11 protein-coding genes and 1 tRNA gene are annotated in these 17101 nt (G+C 65.0%); 8 read left to right on the forward strand and 4 right to left on the reverse strand.

What is annotated here, in order from left to right:
* Positions 1-36 precede the first annotated feature (36 nt).
* Positions 37-1524, reverse strand: a complete 1488-nt coding sequence (locus tag ACTJLC_RS06660; protein WP_073430109.1) for a homospermidine synthase — start codon at positions 1522-1524, stop codon at positions 37-39.
* Between the two features lie 355 nt (positions 1525-1879).
* Between ACTJLC_RS06660 and ACTJLC_RS06665 the strand changes: the two genes are divergently transcribed.
* The 4 genes from ACTJLC_RS06665 (at position 1880) to ACTJLC_RS06680 (ending at position 4901) form a co-directional block, all read left to right on the forward strand.
* A complete protein-coding gene (locus tag ACTJLC_RS06665) occupies positions 1880-3391 on the forward strand; it encodes a sensor domain-containing diguanylate cyclase (protein ID WP_244143183.1) in 1512 nt (503 codons plus the stop codon).
* A 176-nt stretch (positions 3392-3567) separates the two neighbouring features.
* A complete protein-coding gene (locus ACTJLC_RS06670; protein WP_073430043.1) occupies positions 3568-4110 on the forward strand; it encodes a DUF488 domain-containing protein in 543 nt (180 codons plus the stop codon).
* Positions 4111-4294: 184 nt separating this feature from the next.
* A tRNA-Lys gene (locus tag ACTJLC_RS06675) sits at positions 4295-4370 on the forward strand.
* Positions 4371-4583: 213 nt separating this feature from the next.
* A complete protein-coding gene (locus ACTJLC_RS06680) occupies positions 4584-4901 on the forward strand; it encodes a hypothetical protein (protein WP_440843410.1) in 318 nt (105 codons plus the stop codon).
* Between the two features lie 16 nt (positions 4902-4917).
* On the opposite strand, the gene tssJ is transcribed toward ACTJLC_RS06680, so the two are convergent.
* The gene (gene tssJ, locus ACTJLC_RS06685; protein WP_374710293.1) at positions 4918-5370 is read right to left on the reverse strand and encodes a type VI secretion system lipoprotein TssJ; all 453 of its coding nucleotides are present in this window, start codon (positions 5368-5370) and stop codon (positions 4918-4920) included.
* Between the two features lie 494 nt (positions 5371-5864).
* Between tssJ and ACTJLC_RS06690 the strand changes: the two genes are divergently transcribed.
* The 4 genes from ACTJLC_RS06690 to ACTJLC_RS06705 all read left to right on the forward strand — a co-directional run bounded on the left by ACTJLC_RS06690 (position 5865) and on the right by ACTJLC_RS06705 (position 14957).
* The gene (locus ACTJLC_RS06690) at positions 5865-6701 is read left to right on the forward strand and encodes an IclR family transcriptional regulator (RefSeq protein ID WP_073430045.1); all 837 of its coding nucleotides are present in this window, start codon (positions 5865-5867) and stop codon (positions 6699-6701) included.
* 379 nt (positions 6702-7080) lie between these two features.
* Positions 7081-8481 (forward strand): MdtA/MuxA family multidrug efflux RND transporter periplasmic adaptor subunit, encoded by a 1401-nt coding sequence (locus tag ACTJLC_RS06695; RefSeq protein ID WP_073430046.1) that lies wholly within the window; start codon positions 7081-7083, stop codon positions 8479-8481.
* Positions 8482-8504: 23 nt separating this feature from the next.
* Positions 8505-11627, forward strand: coding sequence for an MdtB/MuxB family multidrug efflux RND transporter permease subunit (locus ACTJLC_RS06700; protein ID WP_073430047.1), 3123 nt, complete (start codon positions 8505-8507; stop codon positions 11625-11627).
* Positions 11628-11630: 3 nt separating this feature from the next.
* Positions 11631-14957, forward strand: a complete 3327-nt coding sequence (locus ACTJLC_RS06705) for an efflux RND transporter permease subunit (RefSeq protein ID WP_073430048.1) — start codon at positions 11631-11633, stop codon at positions 14955-14957.
* Positions 14958-14982: 25 nt separating this feature from the next.
* Here the strand turns inward: ACTJLC_RS06705 and ACTJLC_RS06710 are convergent, their stop codons facing one another.
* Together ACTJLC_RS06710 and ACTJLC_RS06715 are read right to left on the reverse strand one after the other, a co-directional pair.
* Positions 14983-15543, reverse strand: a complete 561-nt coding sequence (locus ACTJLC_RS06710) for a peroxiredoxin (RefSeq protein ID WP_073430049.1) — start codon at positions 15541-15543, stop codon at positions 14983-14985.
* Positions 15544-15686: 143 nt separating this feature from the next.
* Complete coding sequence (locus tag ACTJLC_RS06715; RefSeq protein WP_440843330.1) at positions 15687-17090, reverse strand: EAL and HDOD domain-containing protein; 1404 nt, start codon at positions 17088-17090, stop codon at positions 15687-15689.
* Positions 17091-17101 lie beyond the last annotated feature (11 nt).

Below are 17101 nucleotides of genomic sequence, written 5' to 3' on the forward strand. Positions count from 1 at the left end.
AGGCGCCTCCTCGCGCGCTCGCAGTCAGGCAACCCGTCAGGCAACCCGTATGTTGAGGAACTGCCACGGGTCGCTATCGTCCCGTGGCTCTTCGTAGAGCCGCGAATGCTGCGTGAGCGGCGTCCATTTGTCGTAGACGCCGACGACCTCGCCAAGATACGGGCGCGCGACGCGCATGACGGTTTCATAGTCGATGTCGTCGGGCTCGATCACCCCCGCTCGAGGGTTGGACAGCGCCCACACGATGCCGCCGAGAATGCCGGCCACCACCTGAAGACTCGTCGCCGTGTTATGCGGCGCGATGCGGCGTGTTTCCTCGGTGCCGAGCTGCGAGCCGAACCAGTAAGCGCCGCGCTCGTTGCCCATCAGCAGAACGCCGAGTTCGTCGATGCCCTCGGTGATCTCCTCGCGCAAGATCCGCTCGCGTTCCTGCGGCACCCATCCGCGGCCGGCGAGTTCGTCGATTGAAAGCACCGCGTCGTCGCAAGGTCGATACGCGTAATGGACGGTCGGCCGATAGACGACCTCGCCGTTTTCCCTGAGCGTGAGATGGTCCGCGATCGAGATGGACTCGCCGTGCGTGATCAGAAAGCCGTGATACGGTCCGCCCAACGGCGTCCAGCTACGTACCCGGGTGGCGAGGCCCGGGCGCGTCAGATAGATTGCCGCGTCCGAGCCGAAGCCGTGCTGGCACGCGTCGGCGGGCCAATGCCGTTCGTGCGTGCCCCAGCCGAGTTCGGCCGGCTGCAAGCCTTCTTCGATGAAGGCCTGCACGGACCACGTGTTGACGAACTCATTCGGCGCTTTCCTCGCCGCCGCGATCTGTGTGTCGTGTTCGGCGATGTGGATCGCCCGGATGTCGAGCCGCTGCGCGAGCGTTGCCCAGTCCTCGAAACTCGCGAGCCGTCCCACCGGCATATTGCTGTCCGTCGCCATGTTGACCAGCGCCTGCTTGACGAGTGACGAGATCAGTCCGGGATTGGCGCCTTGCGTCAAAATGGCCGTGGGTCCGTCGCGCTTGTCGAGGCGGAATGCGAGCACGGCTTCTCGCAACGCATAGTTACTGCGGCGCGACGGCGGCCCCTTCTGGCTCGCGCCGCCTCCGCTCCATGGTTCGATCGAGGTATCGAGGTACAGTGCGCCGCATTCCCAGCAATACCGCACGAGCGCTTCGCTGGACACGTTCACGGAGAGATTCAGCAGAAAGTCGCCTTCGCCGACGAGCGGTTGAAGCACGGTCCCGTAGTTTTCCTCGGTCAGCGCCTCCTGCACGATCGCCACGCCGTACTCCTGCGCGATGGCGATGTCGTCGGTGGGCAGGCAGAGCACGGTCACCGCGCCGTACTCCTGCGCGATGGCGATGTCGTCGGTGGGCAGGCAGAGCACGGTCACCGCGCCGGGGTCCATGTCGATGTGCCGCAGCAGCAGCGGCAGCGACGAACTCGCGATACATCCGAAGCCCACGATCAGCATCCGGCCGTCGAGTCGCGCATGTTTCGTGTCGAAAGAAGAGGCGTTGTTCATGGCGCGTGGCAAACCGTTGAGCATGACACCCCGGTCGCAGCAATGCGCGTGCCGCCACGCGGACAGTGTCGCTATCCCACGCCGTCGCGAACCTCCGCTGACGGCCCGCGCGCGCTCGGATCGATAGCCGCGTCGGCAACATTTACATGGCTTGCATGCCGAACCATTCGGTGGCGGCACAGGCGGCAAAGGCGGTGTTTCCACTACTCAAGAAACGTCCTGCTCACGCCGTTAATGCAGACAGTAGCCGTCCATTGGAATAGGCCCGGAGACTCCATAGCACGGCCCCAGCATGCCAGCCGATACACCCTTTCTCAAATCCGTTCTCGCGACTCCGACGGCGGCCGATTGCCCCGTGACGACGGGCGTGCGCATCTCGCTGCTCTCGTCCATCTTCGCGGATCGGCGCTCGCTTTTCATGTCCGGCTTCGCCACCGCCTTCGTCGCGCTGGTCGCGTTCGCGCGCTTGCATGAGGCGTGGACGTTGGCCTGGCTCATCGGCGACGCGTGCGTTCTCGCCGCCCGGCTGACCATCGCTCAGGCGCTCGTCTCGCAGCGAGCTTCCGCGCTCGCGCATCTGCGCCGGCCGCTGACGTTCTACGTGCCGCTTTCGCTGCTGGCTTCCGCGTTCCTCGGCGGCGGCACGATGCTTTGCGTGATGTCGGGAGACGCGGCGCTCGCCTCGCTCGCCATCATGGTGACGGCCGGCATTCTCGGCGGCATCGCATCGAAAAACGCGGCCATACCGCGCCTTGCGATTTCGCAGATCTGTCTCGGCGCATTGCCGATCGGCATTGGCGCATTGCTCGCGCCATCGCGCGATTACTGGATTCTCGTACCGCCGCTTTTCATCTTCAGCACCGCGATGGCGTCGATTGTCCGGCGTCACTACTTTTCGCTCAGCGCATTGATGACCGCCGAGGAAAATCACGCGCAACTCGCCGCCCGCTTCGATGCCGCGCTCACGCACATGCCGCACGGCCTGTGCACCATCGACGAAGCGGGCAAAGTCATCATCGCCAACGGCCGCACAGCCGAACTGTTCGGCGCGAAGGGGGACGCGCTGCTGCTCAATGTGCCGTTTCCCGATTTCCTCTGGTACGTCGGCGTAAAAAAACTGGGCGAGCCGCGCGCACGACAATGGGTGGACGAATCGCGCGCGTGGCTGTCGGAAGGGCGCGGCCCGCTCGAACTCGATCTCGGCAATGGACGGAAGCTCGAGATGTCCCGCAACGTGGTGCCGGACGGCAGCGCCGTCATCATTATCGAAGACGTCACGGAGCGGCGGCGAGCCGAGGCGGAAATCCTGCATTGGGCCAGTCACGACCCGCTCACCGGCTTGTCCAACCGCCGCCGCCTGCGTGAGCAACTGGAGCAGATGTTGCTGCGGCAGACGAGCGGCGCCCATCGTGCGTCGGCGGTGATGTATCTGGATCTGGACGGCTTCAAGTGCATCAACGACAACCTCGGCCACCATGCCGGCGACGAAGTGCTGAAGGCCGTGGCGCATCGGCTCGAAAAAGGCTTGCGGCACGGCGAGACGGTGGCGCGGCTCGGCGGCGATGAATTTGCGATCGTCATCGAACGTACGACGCCCGCCGCGTGCGCCGCGCTTGCGCGGCGACTCATCGAGCAATTGTCGAGACCGTATCCGCTATCGTCCGGCGGAACGGTGACCATCGGCGCCAGCGTCGGCATCGCGCTCACCGTCGACGGCGAGACGCTCGAATCGCTGCTGGAGCGCGCCGATACCGGGCTGTATGAAGCCAAGGCCGCGGGGAAAGGCACCTTCCGTTTCGCCGCGGCGAGCAGCGTGGAAGCGCTCGACGAGAGCGCTCCCGGCGCGCCGTTGCGGATGCAGGAGTAGCGACGTCATGCCGCGATGCCGGCGGCGAGCGGAACGCGCGGATTTTCCGCGCGGCGTTCGCGTGTCGCATGTCGCGTGAAAATCGTTGGCTCATGGAGCGGGCCCGGAGATTGCCGCCCACGCATAAGCTGCATGACAAGCCGCACTGACGCGGCTGGCTACGAGGAGCGAGGCGAATGGAACAGCTACCGTTCTTCACCATCGGTCATTCGACGCGGCCGCTGCCTGAATTCATCGCCCTGCTGGAAGCATCGCGGATTCAGACCTTGGCCGACGTGCGGAGCATTCCGCGTTCCCGCACGAATCCGCAGTTCAACCAGGACAGCTTGCCGCAGGCGCTCGCGCATGCCGGCATCGACTACGTGCACCTCGTCCGGCTCGGCGGCCGGCGCGGCCGCACGAAAGCGGAGGGCGCGTCGCCGAACGCTTACTGGACGCATCCGGCCTTTCGCAACTACGCGGATTACGCGATGAGCGAGGCGTTCCAGGCGGGTCTCGCGGAATTGCTCGAACTGGGGCATCGGCGACGCACGGCGATCATGTGTTCGGAAGCGGTCTGGTGGCGGTGCCATCGTCGCATCATCACCGATTACCTGTTGCTGCACGGCGAGACGGTCGAGCACATCATGGACGCGCGGCATACGAGCCCCGCGACGATGACGCCGGGAGCATCGCCGCAGCCGGGCTTGATACTGCATTATCCGCAGGCACCGGATTAGCGATCCGGGGACGTGTGTGTGGTCATGCGCCGCGCCGGCTTGAAATTTTCGTCACAGGGTTCTAACCTGGAATTCGCTCGGGCAGACGACTCGTGTCACGCGCCGAGCGCGTCGCGGCATCTCGGCATCGCGGCGCGTGATCGCGGCTGTCGATTGCCGTCACGCGGTTTGGCAACCGCTCTCCGGGCCGTTAGCTCAGCTGGTAGAGCAGCGGACTTTTAATCCGTTGGTCGGCGGTTCGAATCCGCCACGGCCTACCAAAGAAAGAGAATGAAAAACAACATTTAGCTCAACACTGGAAAGCCACTTACTTCACCGTGGGTAGCTTTACGGTGTGGCTGAATCTTGCCGAATCTTGCGGAATTCACGCTTGTGCGCATTAAGCGCGCGGCACGCTGATTGCTCAACCTCATGGTCAAGCAGACGGCGGTCGTCTGCGTCGACATTCCAGTTCAATCAAGGAGGAACGGATGATGAACAAGGCAACCAGCATATTGATCGCGACCGTCACCGCACTCGCGCTGTCGGGCGGCGCTTATGCACAGGCGGGCGGAGGCTCGAGCGGCGACGGTACGTCAGGCAGCACGGATGGCCCGGCGAACCTGGTGAACGGTGCAACGAGCGGCTACGGCACGCCAGGCGCCACCGGTTCGGACAGCGGGAACGTCGCCGGGTCGCCGAACTCGGGTTTGCCGAGTAGCACGAACAGCTCGAAGTCCGGCACCAGCGCGCCCAAGAGCAACAACACGCTGGCGACCCCGAGCACCAAGTCGCCGGCCGCCGGCCAATAACGCCGGAACACGGCATTCACCGCGCCGGCCGCTCGGCCGGTACGCCGGCGGAAGCAAGGAGTTCGTTCTCGACCAGATCAAACTTCAGCGGTGCGTCCGCGGAAAGGTGCTTTCTCTGCACGACGCGCCGCCACGTTCCATTCGCGTCCGGCTCACGATAAAACGCCACCACCGCCACGTACTGCGTGTCGCGCCGCATCGGCTGCGACACGCATGCGGCCGCGCCGGGGTTGACCACCGTCGCGATGCTCGCTTGCAGGTCCTCGGCGAGCACGGTCTGGTCGTCCTTCAGCAGATCGTCGTATGACGCGGCATCGAAGCGCTTGCGGTCCTTGAACTGGTACACCCTGACCGCGACCGAATACGGCCGGTTCGCGTCGTCGGGATTCAGAGCGGCGCCGAGGCTGACCGGAGAAGCCGGAGAACACAGCACCCTATCGACCGCGAGAATCCACCAAGCGACGCTCAATTCGCGTGGATGAATCACGCCAAAAAAAAGGCGTCACGTTTCCGTGACGCCTTAAAAAGTTCTAGCCATTCCGAGGGCCGTGCTAGAACCTGAGAGACGGCATTCGAAAGTTCGGCCGGCGAGGCTGCGCCCTGAACGGCGCGCAACACGTGGACTCGAGCACTTAGCTCAAGCGCCTAAGCGCGGACTGTTACCGTGGACTGTGGAAAGGCACTCGACCAGACACTACGCGGACCACGGTAGGTATCGGGAGATTTCAAACGCAAGGACCCGAACCCGTCTTTCGAAATGAGGTTCCATTTTTTATGGTTATGCTGACTAAGTCAAGCAAAATCTAAACACACGCGATCCGTTCCGGCAAAATGTTCCGATACAATAAATGTTCGGAGAAATAAGAACGCAATGCCCCAACATGGGGCTGTTCCAAGGCCTTGGCGGGTGAGTCGCCGGCGAGCCGGCGCGTAAAGAAACTGAAATATAGTTCCAAAAAAACCATGAACCGACCCACGTCCTCCCGAATCGCCGCCGACCAGGCCAAAGAAAAAGACGGTCCCGGCGAGGAAGTCACCGCGCTGGCACGCGGCCTCACCGTGCTGCGCTCCGTCGCCGCCGCCGACGCCCCGCTCAGCAATCGCGAACTGACCGAGATCACCGGAATTCCCAAGCCCACCGTCTCGCGCATCACCGCCACGCTGGTCAGCGCGGGCTTTCTGTTCCGCTTGCCCGACAGCGAGCGCTTCGTGCTGACGTCGTCGGTGCTGGAGTTGAGCAACGGCTTTCTGCGCAACTTCGACATTCGGGCGCGCGCGCGGCCGTTCCTGATCGAACTCGCCGAACGGACCGCGCTCTCGGTGCATCTGGCCGTGCGCGACCGTCTCGACATGGTGGTGATCGACGCGATCCGGCCGCGCTCGGCGGTGCTGGTGTCGCGCCTCGAGATCGGCTCGCGCATGAACCTGAGCCGCACCGCCATCGGCCGCGCCTATCTGGCGGCGCTCGCGGAGCCTGAGCGCGAAAAGCTGCTGATCGGCCTGCAAGCCGCGGAAGGCGACGACTGGGGTCACGTCGGCAGCCGGCTCGAAAGCGCATTGCAAGAAACCATCGAGCAAGGTTTCGCGATCGCCACCGGCGAGTGGCACGACGGCCTCAACGCCATCGCCTTGGGCTTCATCGGACCGTCGGGCGAACGCTATGCGGTCAACTGCGGCGGCTCCGCCGACCAGTGCCCGCGCGATTGGTTGATTTCGCGCGCGGCGCCGGCCCTGCTCGAATGCGTCTCCAGGATCGTTCTGGAAATCGGCGGCACGCCGGGGCGCCGACTCGACAACTGAGACGCCCAAGGGCTCGCCGGTCGGCGGCCATCGGCAACCAGACGTCCTGTAACCCTCGTAACCAAAAGAAAAATACACGGGTGGACTGTTACAGAGCCCGCGACGTAGGATCATGCATTCCCGTCGCGGACGCTCGCCCTGGCTCGTTGCCACTGCGTCGACATTGCATCGGCATTGTTTGATAGCGCACCGGGCGATCCGTCGTGATGCCACGTTGGGTTAGCATCTCTGTCCCGCGCCTCGGGTAGCATCGCGCTGAACACGCGCAGCGCCCGCACTGTCGAAACCGCCTGTTACGCCGCGCGAGCCGGGCCGCCGAACTGTCCCGGCGGCTTGTATGCGAGCGGCTCACATCAAAAGCCAGCCACCTGACGAACCGATGGACGAACAACAAAAGCATTCGGAAACCACACGCCCCGCCGCCCCGGCTTCGCCACCGTCCGCGAGCGGCGCGCCCGGCGCGGTAAAGCGCCACCGCGGCCGCAACCTCGCGCTGCTGGTCGCGGCGCTCGTCATTCTCGGGGTCGTGCTGTGGCGCTGGCATCCGTGGGGCGGCCCCGGCGGCGGCGCAAGCGGCGCTTCCAGTGCAAGCGGCGGGAGCGGCGTAAGCGGTGTAAGCGGCGGCCGCGCGGGCCGCGGCGGGCCCGGCGGCATGGCCAACATGCCGCAGCCCGTGCACGTCGCAACGGTGACGCAAGGCGAGATGCCGGTGGTCTTGACGGCGCTCGGCACGGTCACGCCGCTTGCCAGCGTCACGGTGCTGCCGCAGTTGAGCGGCGTGCTGCAAGACGTGTATTTCAAGGAAGGCCAGATGGTCAAGAAGGGCGACGTACTTGCCCAGATCGACCCGCGCCCCTACCAGATCTCGCTCGACAACGCGCAAGGCACGCTCGCGCGCGACGAGGCCTTGCTGCAAACCGCCCGGCTCGATCTGAAGCGCTATCAGACGCTGCTCGCGCAAGACTCGATCGCGAGCCAGCAGGTCGACACGCAGGCCTCGCTCGTGCGCCAATACGAGGGCACCGTGAAGTCCGACAAGGCGAACATCGACACCTACAAGCTCGACCTCGCCTACGCGCGCATCACCGCGCCGGTGTCGGGGCGCGTCGGCCTGCGCCAGGTCGATCCCGGCAATTACGTCACGCCGAGCCTGACCAACGGCATCGTCGTGATCACGCAGTTGCAGCCGATCAGCGTGATCTTCACCACCTCCGAAGACAACCTTCAGCAGATCCTCCAGCAAACGCAAACCGGCGCGAAGCTTTCGGTCACCGCCTACGACCGCAGCAACACCACCTCGCTCGAAGGCGGCACGCTCGAAACGCTGGACAACCAGATCGACACCACCACGGGCACGGTCAAGCTGCGCGCAGTGTTCCAGAACACGAAGAGCCTGCTGTTCCCGAATCAGTTCGTGAATACGCGTCTGCTCGTCAATACGATCAAGGACGCGGTGATCGTGCCGACGCCGGCCGTGCTCAACGGCTCGATGGGACAGTTCGTGTATGTCGTGAAGCCGGACAACACGGTGAGCGTGCGGCCCGTCAAGGTCGGCCCGGTGGACGGCGAGCGCACCAGCATCAAATCCGGTCTGCAAGTCGGCGAGCGCGTGGTGATCGACGGTTCCGACCGGCTCAAGGAAGGCGCGAAGATCACGATTCCAGCCGAAAAGCCGCGCGGCGCATCGGGCGCGCATGGCGCAAGCGGCGCGGCCTTCGCGTCGGGCGCATCCGGCGCACGCGCGCATCGCGGCAAACACGCGGCGCAAGCCTCGCAATAAAGTAAAGGCACGGCCATTACCGCATGAATCCATCCCGAGCCTTTATTCTGCGTCCTGTCGGCACCGCGCTTCTGATGGCGGCGATCATGCTGGTGGGTCTCGTCGCGCTGCGCTTCCTGCCGCTCTCCGCGCTGCCCGAGGTCGACTATCCGACCATCCAGGTGCAGACGTTCTATCCGGGCGCGAGCCCGGACGTGATGACCTCGTCGGTCACCGCGCCGCTCGAGCGGCAGTTCGGACAGATGCCGTCGCTGAACCAGATGTCGTCGCAAAGCTCGGCCGGCTCGTCGATCATCACGCTGCAGTTCAGCCTCGACCTGCCGCTCGACATCGCCGAGCAGGAAGTGCAGGCGGCGATCAACGCAGCCGGCAACCTGCTGCCCTCCGACCTGCCCGCGCCGCCGATCTACGCGAAGGTCAATCCGGCCGACGCGCCGATCCTCACGCTCGCGATCACGTCGAAAACGCTGCCGTTGACCCAGGTGCAGGACCTGGCCGACACGCGCCTCGCCCAGAAAATCTCGCAGGTGGCGGGCGTGGGTCTCGTGAGCCTGTCGGGCGGCCAGCGCCCCGCCGTGCGAATCCAGGCGAATCCGCGCGCGCTCGCCGCATACGGCCTGAATCTGGACGATCTGCGCACCACGATCTCGAACCTGAACGTCAACACGCCGAAGGGCAATTTCGACGGCCCCACGCGCAACTACACGATCAACGCAAACGACCAGTTGACCGACGCCGAGGCCTACAAAAGCGCGGTGATCGCGTACAAGAATGGCCGCGCGGTGATGCTGACCGACGTCGCCACCATCGTGCAAGGCCCCGAGAACACCAAGCTCGGCGCATGGGTCGACAACACGCCGGCGATCATCCTGAACGTGCAGCGCCAGCCGGGCGCAAACGTGATTCAGGTGGTGGACAGCATCAAGAAGCTGTTGCCGCAGTTGCAGCAGTCGCTGCCCGCCGCGCTCGAGGTGCGGATCGTCACCGACCGCACCACCACCATCCGCGCCTCGGTGCGCGACGTGCAGTTCGAACTGGCGATGTCGGTGGTGCTGGTAGTGCTGGTGATGTATCTGTTCCTTGCCAACGTCTATGCGACCATCATTCCGAGCTTGTCGGTGCCGCTGTCGCTGATCGGCACGCTCGCCGTGATGTACCTGTGCGGCTTCTCGCTTGATAACTTGTCGCTCATGGCCTTGACCATCGCGACGGGCTTCGTGGTCGACGACGCGATCGTGATGATCGAGAACATCGCGCGCTACGTGGAGCAAGGCGAATCGCCGTTGGAAGCGGCGCTGAAAGGCTCGAAACAGATCGGCTTCACGATCATCTCGCTGACGGTTTCCCTCATCGCCGTGCTGATTCCGCTGCTCTTCATGGGCGACGTGGTCGGCCGCCTGTTCCACGAATTCGCGATCACGCTCGCCGTGACCATCGTGATCTCGGCCATCGTGTCGCTCACGCTGGTGCCGATGATGTGCGCGAAGCTCCTGCGCCACTCGCCGCCGCCTGAGAGCCACCGCTTCGAAGCGCGGGCGCACCGCTTCATCGACTGGGTGATCGCCCGTTACGCGGTCGCGCTCACATGGGTGCTGAACCGGCAGCGCTCCACGCTGGTCGTCGCGATTCTCACGCTGGTGCTGACCGGCGTGCTGTACGTGTTCATTCCGAAGGGCTTCTTTCCCGTGCAGGACACCGGTGTGATCCAGGCGATCACGCAGGCGCCGCAGTCGGTGTCGTATGCGTCGATGGCCGAGCGCCAGCAGGAACTCGCCGCGCAGATTCTCAAGAACCCGGACGTGCAAAGCCTCACCTCGTTCATCGGCGTGGACGGCAGCAATATCACGCTGAACAGCGGCCGCATGCTGATCAACCTGAAGCCGCGCGACGACCGCGACAACACCGCGAGCGAGGTGATTCGCCAGTTGCAGCGGGACGTGGCGCATATTCCGGGCGCGTCGCTGTACATGCAGCCGGTGCAGGACCTGACCATCGACTCGACGGTCAGCCCGACGCAGTACCAGTTCATGCTGACCGATCCGAACATCGGCGAATTCACGACGTGGGTGCCGAAGCTCGTCGAGCGGTTGAGGCAGTCGCCGGAACTCGCCGACGTCGCCACCGACTTGCAGGACAACGGCCAGTCGGTCTACGTCGAAATCGACCGCGCCACCGCGTCGCGCTACGGCATCACGCCGGCCACCGTGGATAGCGCGCTGTACGACGCGTTCGGCCAGCGCATCGTCTCCACCATCTTCACGCAGTCGAACCAGTACCGCGTGATCCTGGAAGCGCAGCCGCAGATGCAGCACTACACCGAGTCGCTGAACTCGATCTATCTGCCCTCTTCGACGGCGACGGGCGGCCAGGTGCCGCTGTCGGCGATCGCGCGGTTCATCGAAAAGCCCGCGCCGCTGCTGGTCACGCACCTGAGCCAGTTCCCGGCCACCACCGTCTCGTTCAATCTCGCGCCGGGTTCGTCGCTCGGCGCGGCCGTGAAGGCGATCGAGCAGGCGCAGAAAGACATCGGCTTGCCGGCCTCGTTCCAGACGCGCTACCAGGGCGCGGCGCTGGCGTTCCAGGCGTCGCTGTCGAACGAACTGTTCCTGATCCTCGCCGCGATCGTCACGATGTATATCGTGCTCGGCGTGCTGTACGAGAGCTTCATTCACCCGATCACGATTCTGTCGACGCTGCCCTCGGCCGGCGTCGGCGCGCTGCTCGCGCTGCTGATCACCGGGCACGATCTGGACATCATCGGCATCATCGGTATCGTGCTGCTGATCGGCATCGTGAAGAAGAACGCGATCATGATGATCGACTTCGCGCTCTACGCCGAGCGCGAGGAAGGCAAGGCGCCGCGCGAGGCGATTTACCAGGCGTGCCTGCTGCGCTTCAGGCCGATTCTGATGACCACGCTCGCCGCGCTGCTCGGCGCGCTGCCGCTGATGCTCGGCACGGGCGCCGGTTCGGAGTTGCGCCGGCCACTCGGCATCGCGATCGCCGGCGGCCTGATCGTCAGCCAGTTGCTGACGCTGTTCACCACGCCGGTGATCTACCTCGGCTTCGACGCGCTCGCACGCCGCATGCGCGAGCGCTTCAATCGCGGCAAGCCTGTGCCGCCCGCCACCGACGCGGGAAGCTGACCGATGAACCTGTCGCGTCCGTTTATCTCGCGCCCGGTCGCCACCACGCTGCTCGCGATCGGCATCGCGCTGGCCGGTATTTTCGCGTTCACCCAACTGCCGGTCGCGCCGCTGCCGCAGGTCGATTTTCCGACCATTTCCGTGCAGGCCTCGCTGCCGGGCGCGAGTCCGAACACCGTCGCCACCAGCGTCGCGAGTCCGCTCGAACGGCATCTCGGCTCGATTGCCGACGTCACCGAAATGACCTCGATGAGTTCGGTCGGCTCGACGCGCATCACGATGCAGTTCGGCCTGAACCGCGACATCGACGGCGCCGCGCGCGACGTGCAGGCCGCGATCAACGCCGCGCGCGCCGACCTGCCCACGAGCCTGCGCAGCAACCCGACCTATCACAAGGTCAATCCGGCCGACGCGCCGATCATGATCCTCGCGCTCACGTCGAATACACTGACCGCCGGCCAGTTGTACGACTCCGCCGCCACGGTGCTGCAGCAGTCGCTCTCGCAGGTGGACGGCGTCGGCGAAGTGGACGTGAGCGGCTCGGCCAATCCGGCCGTGCGGGTCGAGCTGGAACCGCAGGCGCTGTTCCACTACGGCATCGGTCTCGAGGACGTGCGCGCGGCGCTCGCCGCGGCCAACGCGAACAGCCCGAAAGGCGCGATCGAGTTCGGCCCGAACCGCGTGCAGATCTACACCAACGACCAGGCGAGCAAGGCGTCGCAATATCGCGACCTCGTGATCGCCTATCGCAACGGCGCGGCCGTGAAGCTCTCCGACGTGGCCGAGGTGGTCGATTCCGTCGAGGATCTGCGCAACCTCGGCCTCTTCAACGGCAAGCGCTCCGTGCTGGTGATCCTGTACCGCCAGCCGGGCGCGAACATCATCGAGACCATCGACCGCGTCAAGGCGATGCTGCCGCAACTGCACGCGTCGCTGCCCGCCGATGTCGACATCACGCCGACCGCCGACCGCTCCACCACGATCCGCGCCTCGCTGAGGGACACCGAACTCACGCTGGTGATCGCGATGGCGCTGGTGGTGATGGTGGTGTTCCTGTTCCTGCGCAACTGGCGCGCCACGTTGATTCCGAGCGTGGCCGTGCCGATCTCGATCATCGGCACGTTCGGCGCGATGTACCTGCTCGGTTTCTCGATCGACAACCTCTCGCTGATGGCGTTGACGATCGCCACCGGCTTCGTGGTCGACGATGCGATCGTGGTGCTGGAGAACATCTCGCGCCATATCGAGAACGGCGTGCCGCGCATGAAGGCCGCGTTCCTCGGCGCGCGCGAAGTCGGCTTCACGGTGATGTCGATCAGCATTTCGCTCGTCGCCGTGTTCCTGCCCATTCTGCTGATGGGCGGCATCGTCGGGCGGCTCTTTCGCGAGTTCGCGCTGACGCTGTCGCTCGCGATCGGCGTGTCGCTGATCGTCTCGCTCACGCTCACGCCGATGATGTGTTCGCGCCTGTTGCGCGAGCCGCACGAGAAAAAGGAAGAAGGCCGCTTCGGCCGCTGGCTGGAACGCGGCTTCGCGTCGATGCTGCGCGGCTATGAGCGCACGCTCGGCTGGGCGCTGCTGCATCCGCGTTTGATCGTCACCGTTCTGCTGTTCACGATCGGCCTGAACATCTGGCTGTACATCATCGTGCCGAAGGGCTTCTTTCCGCAGCAGGACACCGGCCGGATGATCGGCGGCATTCAGGCCGATCAGAGCACCTCGTTCCAGGCCATGAAGGGCAAGTTCGCGCAGATGATGGAGATCGTCGGCAACAACCCGGCGGTGGACAGCGTGGTCGGTTTCACGGGCGGCCGGCAGACCAACGCCGGCTTCATGTACGTCTCGCTCAAACCGAAGAGCGAACGCAAGATTTCCGCCGACCAGGTGATCCAGCAACTGCGCGCGCCGCTCGGCGACGTGGCCGGCGCGCGCACCTTCCTGCAGGCAGTGCAGGACATTCGCGTGGGCGGGCGACAATCGAACGCGCAATACCAGTTCACGCTGCTGGCCGATTCCACGCCCGACCTGTACCTGTGGGGGCCGAAGCTCACCGAGGCGCTGCAGGCGCGCCGCGAACTGGCCGACGTGAATTCCGACCAGCAGCAAGGCGGCCTGGAGGCGATGGTGACGATCGACCGCGCCAGCGCGGCGCGGCTCGGCATCAAGCCGGCGCAGATCGACAACACCTTGTACGACGCGTTCGGCCAGCGCCAGGTGTCGACGATCTACAACCCGCTGAACCAGTACCACGTGGTGATGGAAGTCGCGCCGAAGTACTGGCAGAGCCCGGACATGCTGAAGCAGATCTACATCAGCACGTCGGGCGGCAGCGCGAGCGGCGCGCAGACCACGAACGCGCCGGCGGGCACGGTCACCACGCAGACCACCACTTCGTCGAGTACGAGCACGAGCACCAGCGCGTCGGCGGGCGGCACGGCGGGCACCACTGCATCGAGCGCGGCCACCATCGCCGCCGATTCCGCGCGCAACCAGGCGATCAATTCGATTGCGACGAGCGGCAAGTCGAGTGCTTCGTCGGGCGCGGCGGTGTCGACCTCGAAGGAAACGATGGTGCCGCTGTCGGCGATCGCGAGCTTCGGGCCGGGGAATACGCCGTTGTCGGTGAATCACCAGAGCCAGTTCGTGGCCTCGACGATTTCGTTCAATCTGCCGCCGGGCGTGTCCTTATCGACGGCGACTCAGGCGATCTACGAGACGATGGCGCAGATCGGCATGCCGGCCACGATCCACGGCAGCTTCCAGGGCACGGCGCAGGCGTTCCAGCAGTCGATGTCCGATCAGCCGATCCTGATTCTGGCCGCGCTGGCGGCGGTGTATATCGTGCTGGGGATGCTGTATGAAAGCTATATTCATCCGCTGACGATTCTGTCGACGTTGCCCTCGGCGGGCGTGGGCGCGTTGCTCGCCTTGCTGCTGTTCAAGACCGAGTTCAGCATCATCGCGCTCATTGGGGTGATCCTGCTGATTGGCATCGTGAAGAAGAACGCGATCATGATGGTGGACTTCGCGATCGAAGCATCGCGGCAAGGGCTGTCCTCGCGCGATGCGATTTTTCAGGCTTGTTTGCTGCGCTTCCGGCCGATCATGATGACCACCTTCGCCGCGCTCCTCGGTGCATTGCCGCTGGCGTTCGGGCGCGGCGAAGGGGCGGAGCTGCGGGCGCCGCTCGGCATTGCGATCGTGGGCGGCCTGATCGTCAGTCAGATGCTCACGCTCTATACCACGCCGGTGGTTTATCTCTACATGGATCGGGTTCGGGCGAGGTGGGAGGCGAGGAAGGCGCGGCGGGGGGGAACGGCGGCGACTTGATCAGTTCAGTCGCGGCGCGAAACCCCTACGGCCTATGCCCCGCCGCCCACTCCTTCACCGCTTTCAACGTGTTCTCGACGTGCTTCTCCGGCGAGAGGCTCGTGTACTCGTAGATGATCTTGCCGTCCGGCGCGATCACGTACGACACGCGGTTAGCCATCGACGCATGCATCGGCATGCCGGCGTCGTATGCGCCGATAACCTTCGAATCGGCGTCCGCCGCCACCGGAAATTTGCTGCGGCATTCGCTGACCGAAAACTTCGTCAACGTATCGATGTTGTCGTGCGACACGCCGATCACCGTCGCGCCATATTTCTTGTACTCGTCGACGGCTTCGGCAAACTCGTGCGCCTCGATCGTGCAGCCCTTGGTGAAAGCCGCCGGATAGAAGTACAGCACCACCGGCCCTTTCTTCAACTCGTCGGCGAGCGAATAGGTGTAGGTCTTGCCGCCGAGCGATGCCTGCGCGGTAAACGGCGGCGCGGCGTCGCCCGGCTTGAGCGTCGCCGAGGCCGTCAGCGAATGCATGGCGATTGCCACCGACATGGCGGCGGCCAGCGCCCCCGATATGAATTTTCTGTTCATCCGCAGTTCCTCCTGGCGTGAATGCACGCGGTTCGTCCAATGACTCGAAGGTCGTGGCGACCTCCCATGCCATTGGACCACGTATGAACAAGCGGCGTCGGAATCCGCCCTGAAGATGGGAACGCGAGCCGCCGCCCGCAACCTTAGGCGGCCGCCTCCTCGACATGCGCGCCAAACCACAGCGCCGCGCACAGATTCAGCTCGGCCAGCACGTCGGGCGTGAGCGCGGCGAAGCCGGGCGGCGCATCGGGGCCAGCCGCGATCGACGCCGCATCGGCGCCCTCGCCGGCCGCTTCCGCGACGCGCAGCAATGCGCCGAGCGTGCCGCTGCGCGAAACGATCGCCTCGCGAATCCGCGGCGCGAGGCCGAGTTTCTCCAGCACCGCAGCCGGCGTGCTGCCGACCACCACATGCACCAGCGAAAAAATGCCGGTCATGAAAGCCGCATCGGCGAATTCGTCGTCGGCCGGGCGCAGCCGGCTTGCGGCCAGTTCCATGAAGCGCGAGCGCGTGCCGGCCAGGTGCACCAGCGGATCGGCGCGCCACGGCAAATCGCCGCTGTCCGCGTAGAGCAGCAGTTGCGCCCAGCGCGCGATCTGCCGCGTGCCCGCAGCGATGATCGCCTCGCGCAGCGACGCAATATTGCGCCCGAGGCCGAACGCACTCGAATTGACGAGGCGCAGCAGTTGCACCACCACGCCGGGGTTCAGCTTGAGTTCGGCCTCCAGCTCGACGATGCCGGCATCGCGCGAAAGCAGTCCCAACAGACGCAGCAGGCCCGGCCGCAGCGAGCGGTTGCGCGGCGCGGTCAACACCTGCGGCCGCGCGAAGAAGTACCCCTGGAACAGATCGAAGCCGAGTTCGCGAGCAAGCATGAAGTCCTCGCGCGTCTCTATCTTCTCGGCGATCAGCGTCTTGCCGTAAGCGCGCACGGCCGCCGCCAACCCGGGCAGCGCGTCACGCGCGGTCAGCAGAAAATCGATCTTGACGATATCCGCATACGGCAACGCCGCGAACAGTTCGTCCGACAGTTCGCTGACGTCGTCGAGCGCCACTTCGAAACCGGCGCGCCGCAATTCGGTCAGCCGCCGCGTCAGTTGCGGATCGAACTTCACGGTTTCGAGGATTTCGAGCACGAAGCGCTCGGGCGGCATCAGATGGACGATGTCGTTAAAGAGCAGCGCGCGGTCGATGTTGACGAAGCCGCGATGCCGCCCGAGCACGGCCGGCACACCGATCCCGCCGATGGTGCGCGCCACCACGTGCGCGGTGGCCTGGGCGTCGTTGCCGACTTCGGCATAGTTATGCGCGCCCGCTCGAAACAACAATTCGTAGCCATGCAGCGCGCCGTCGCGATCGAGAATCGGCTGGCGGCCCAGGTAGACGAACTGGCCCGCGGCATCGGCTCTACCATCGGCTCTACCATCGGCTCTACCATCGGCCCTAACATCGGCCCTAACATCGGCCCCGGCATCGGCGCCCGAGGCAGACGGATCGAGCACCCCGCTACGCCGGGAAATAGCCCTGACAATGTGACGTTCAGACATGGATCATCGGC

The organism is Paraburkholderia sp. 22099 (assembly GCF_052045835.1).
Lineage (GTDB): Bacteria > Pseudomonadota > Gammaproteobacteria > Burkholderiales > Burkholderiaceae > Paraburkholderia > Paraburkholderia terricola.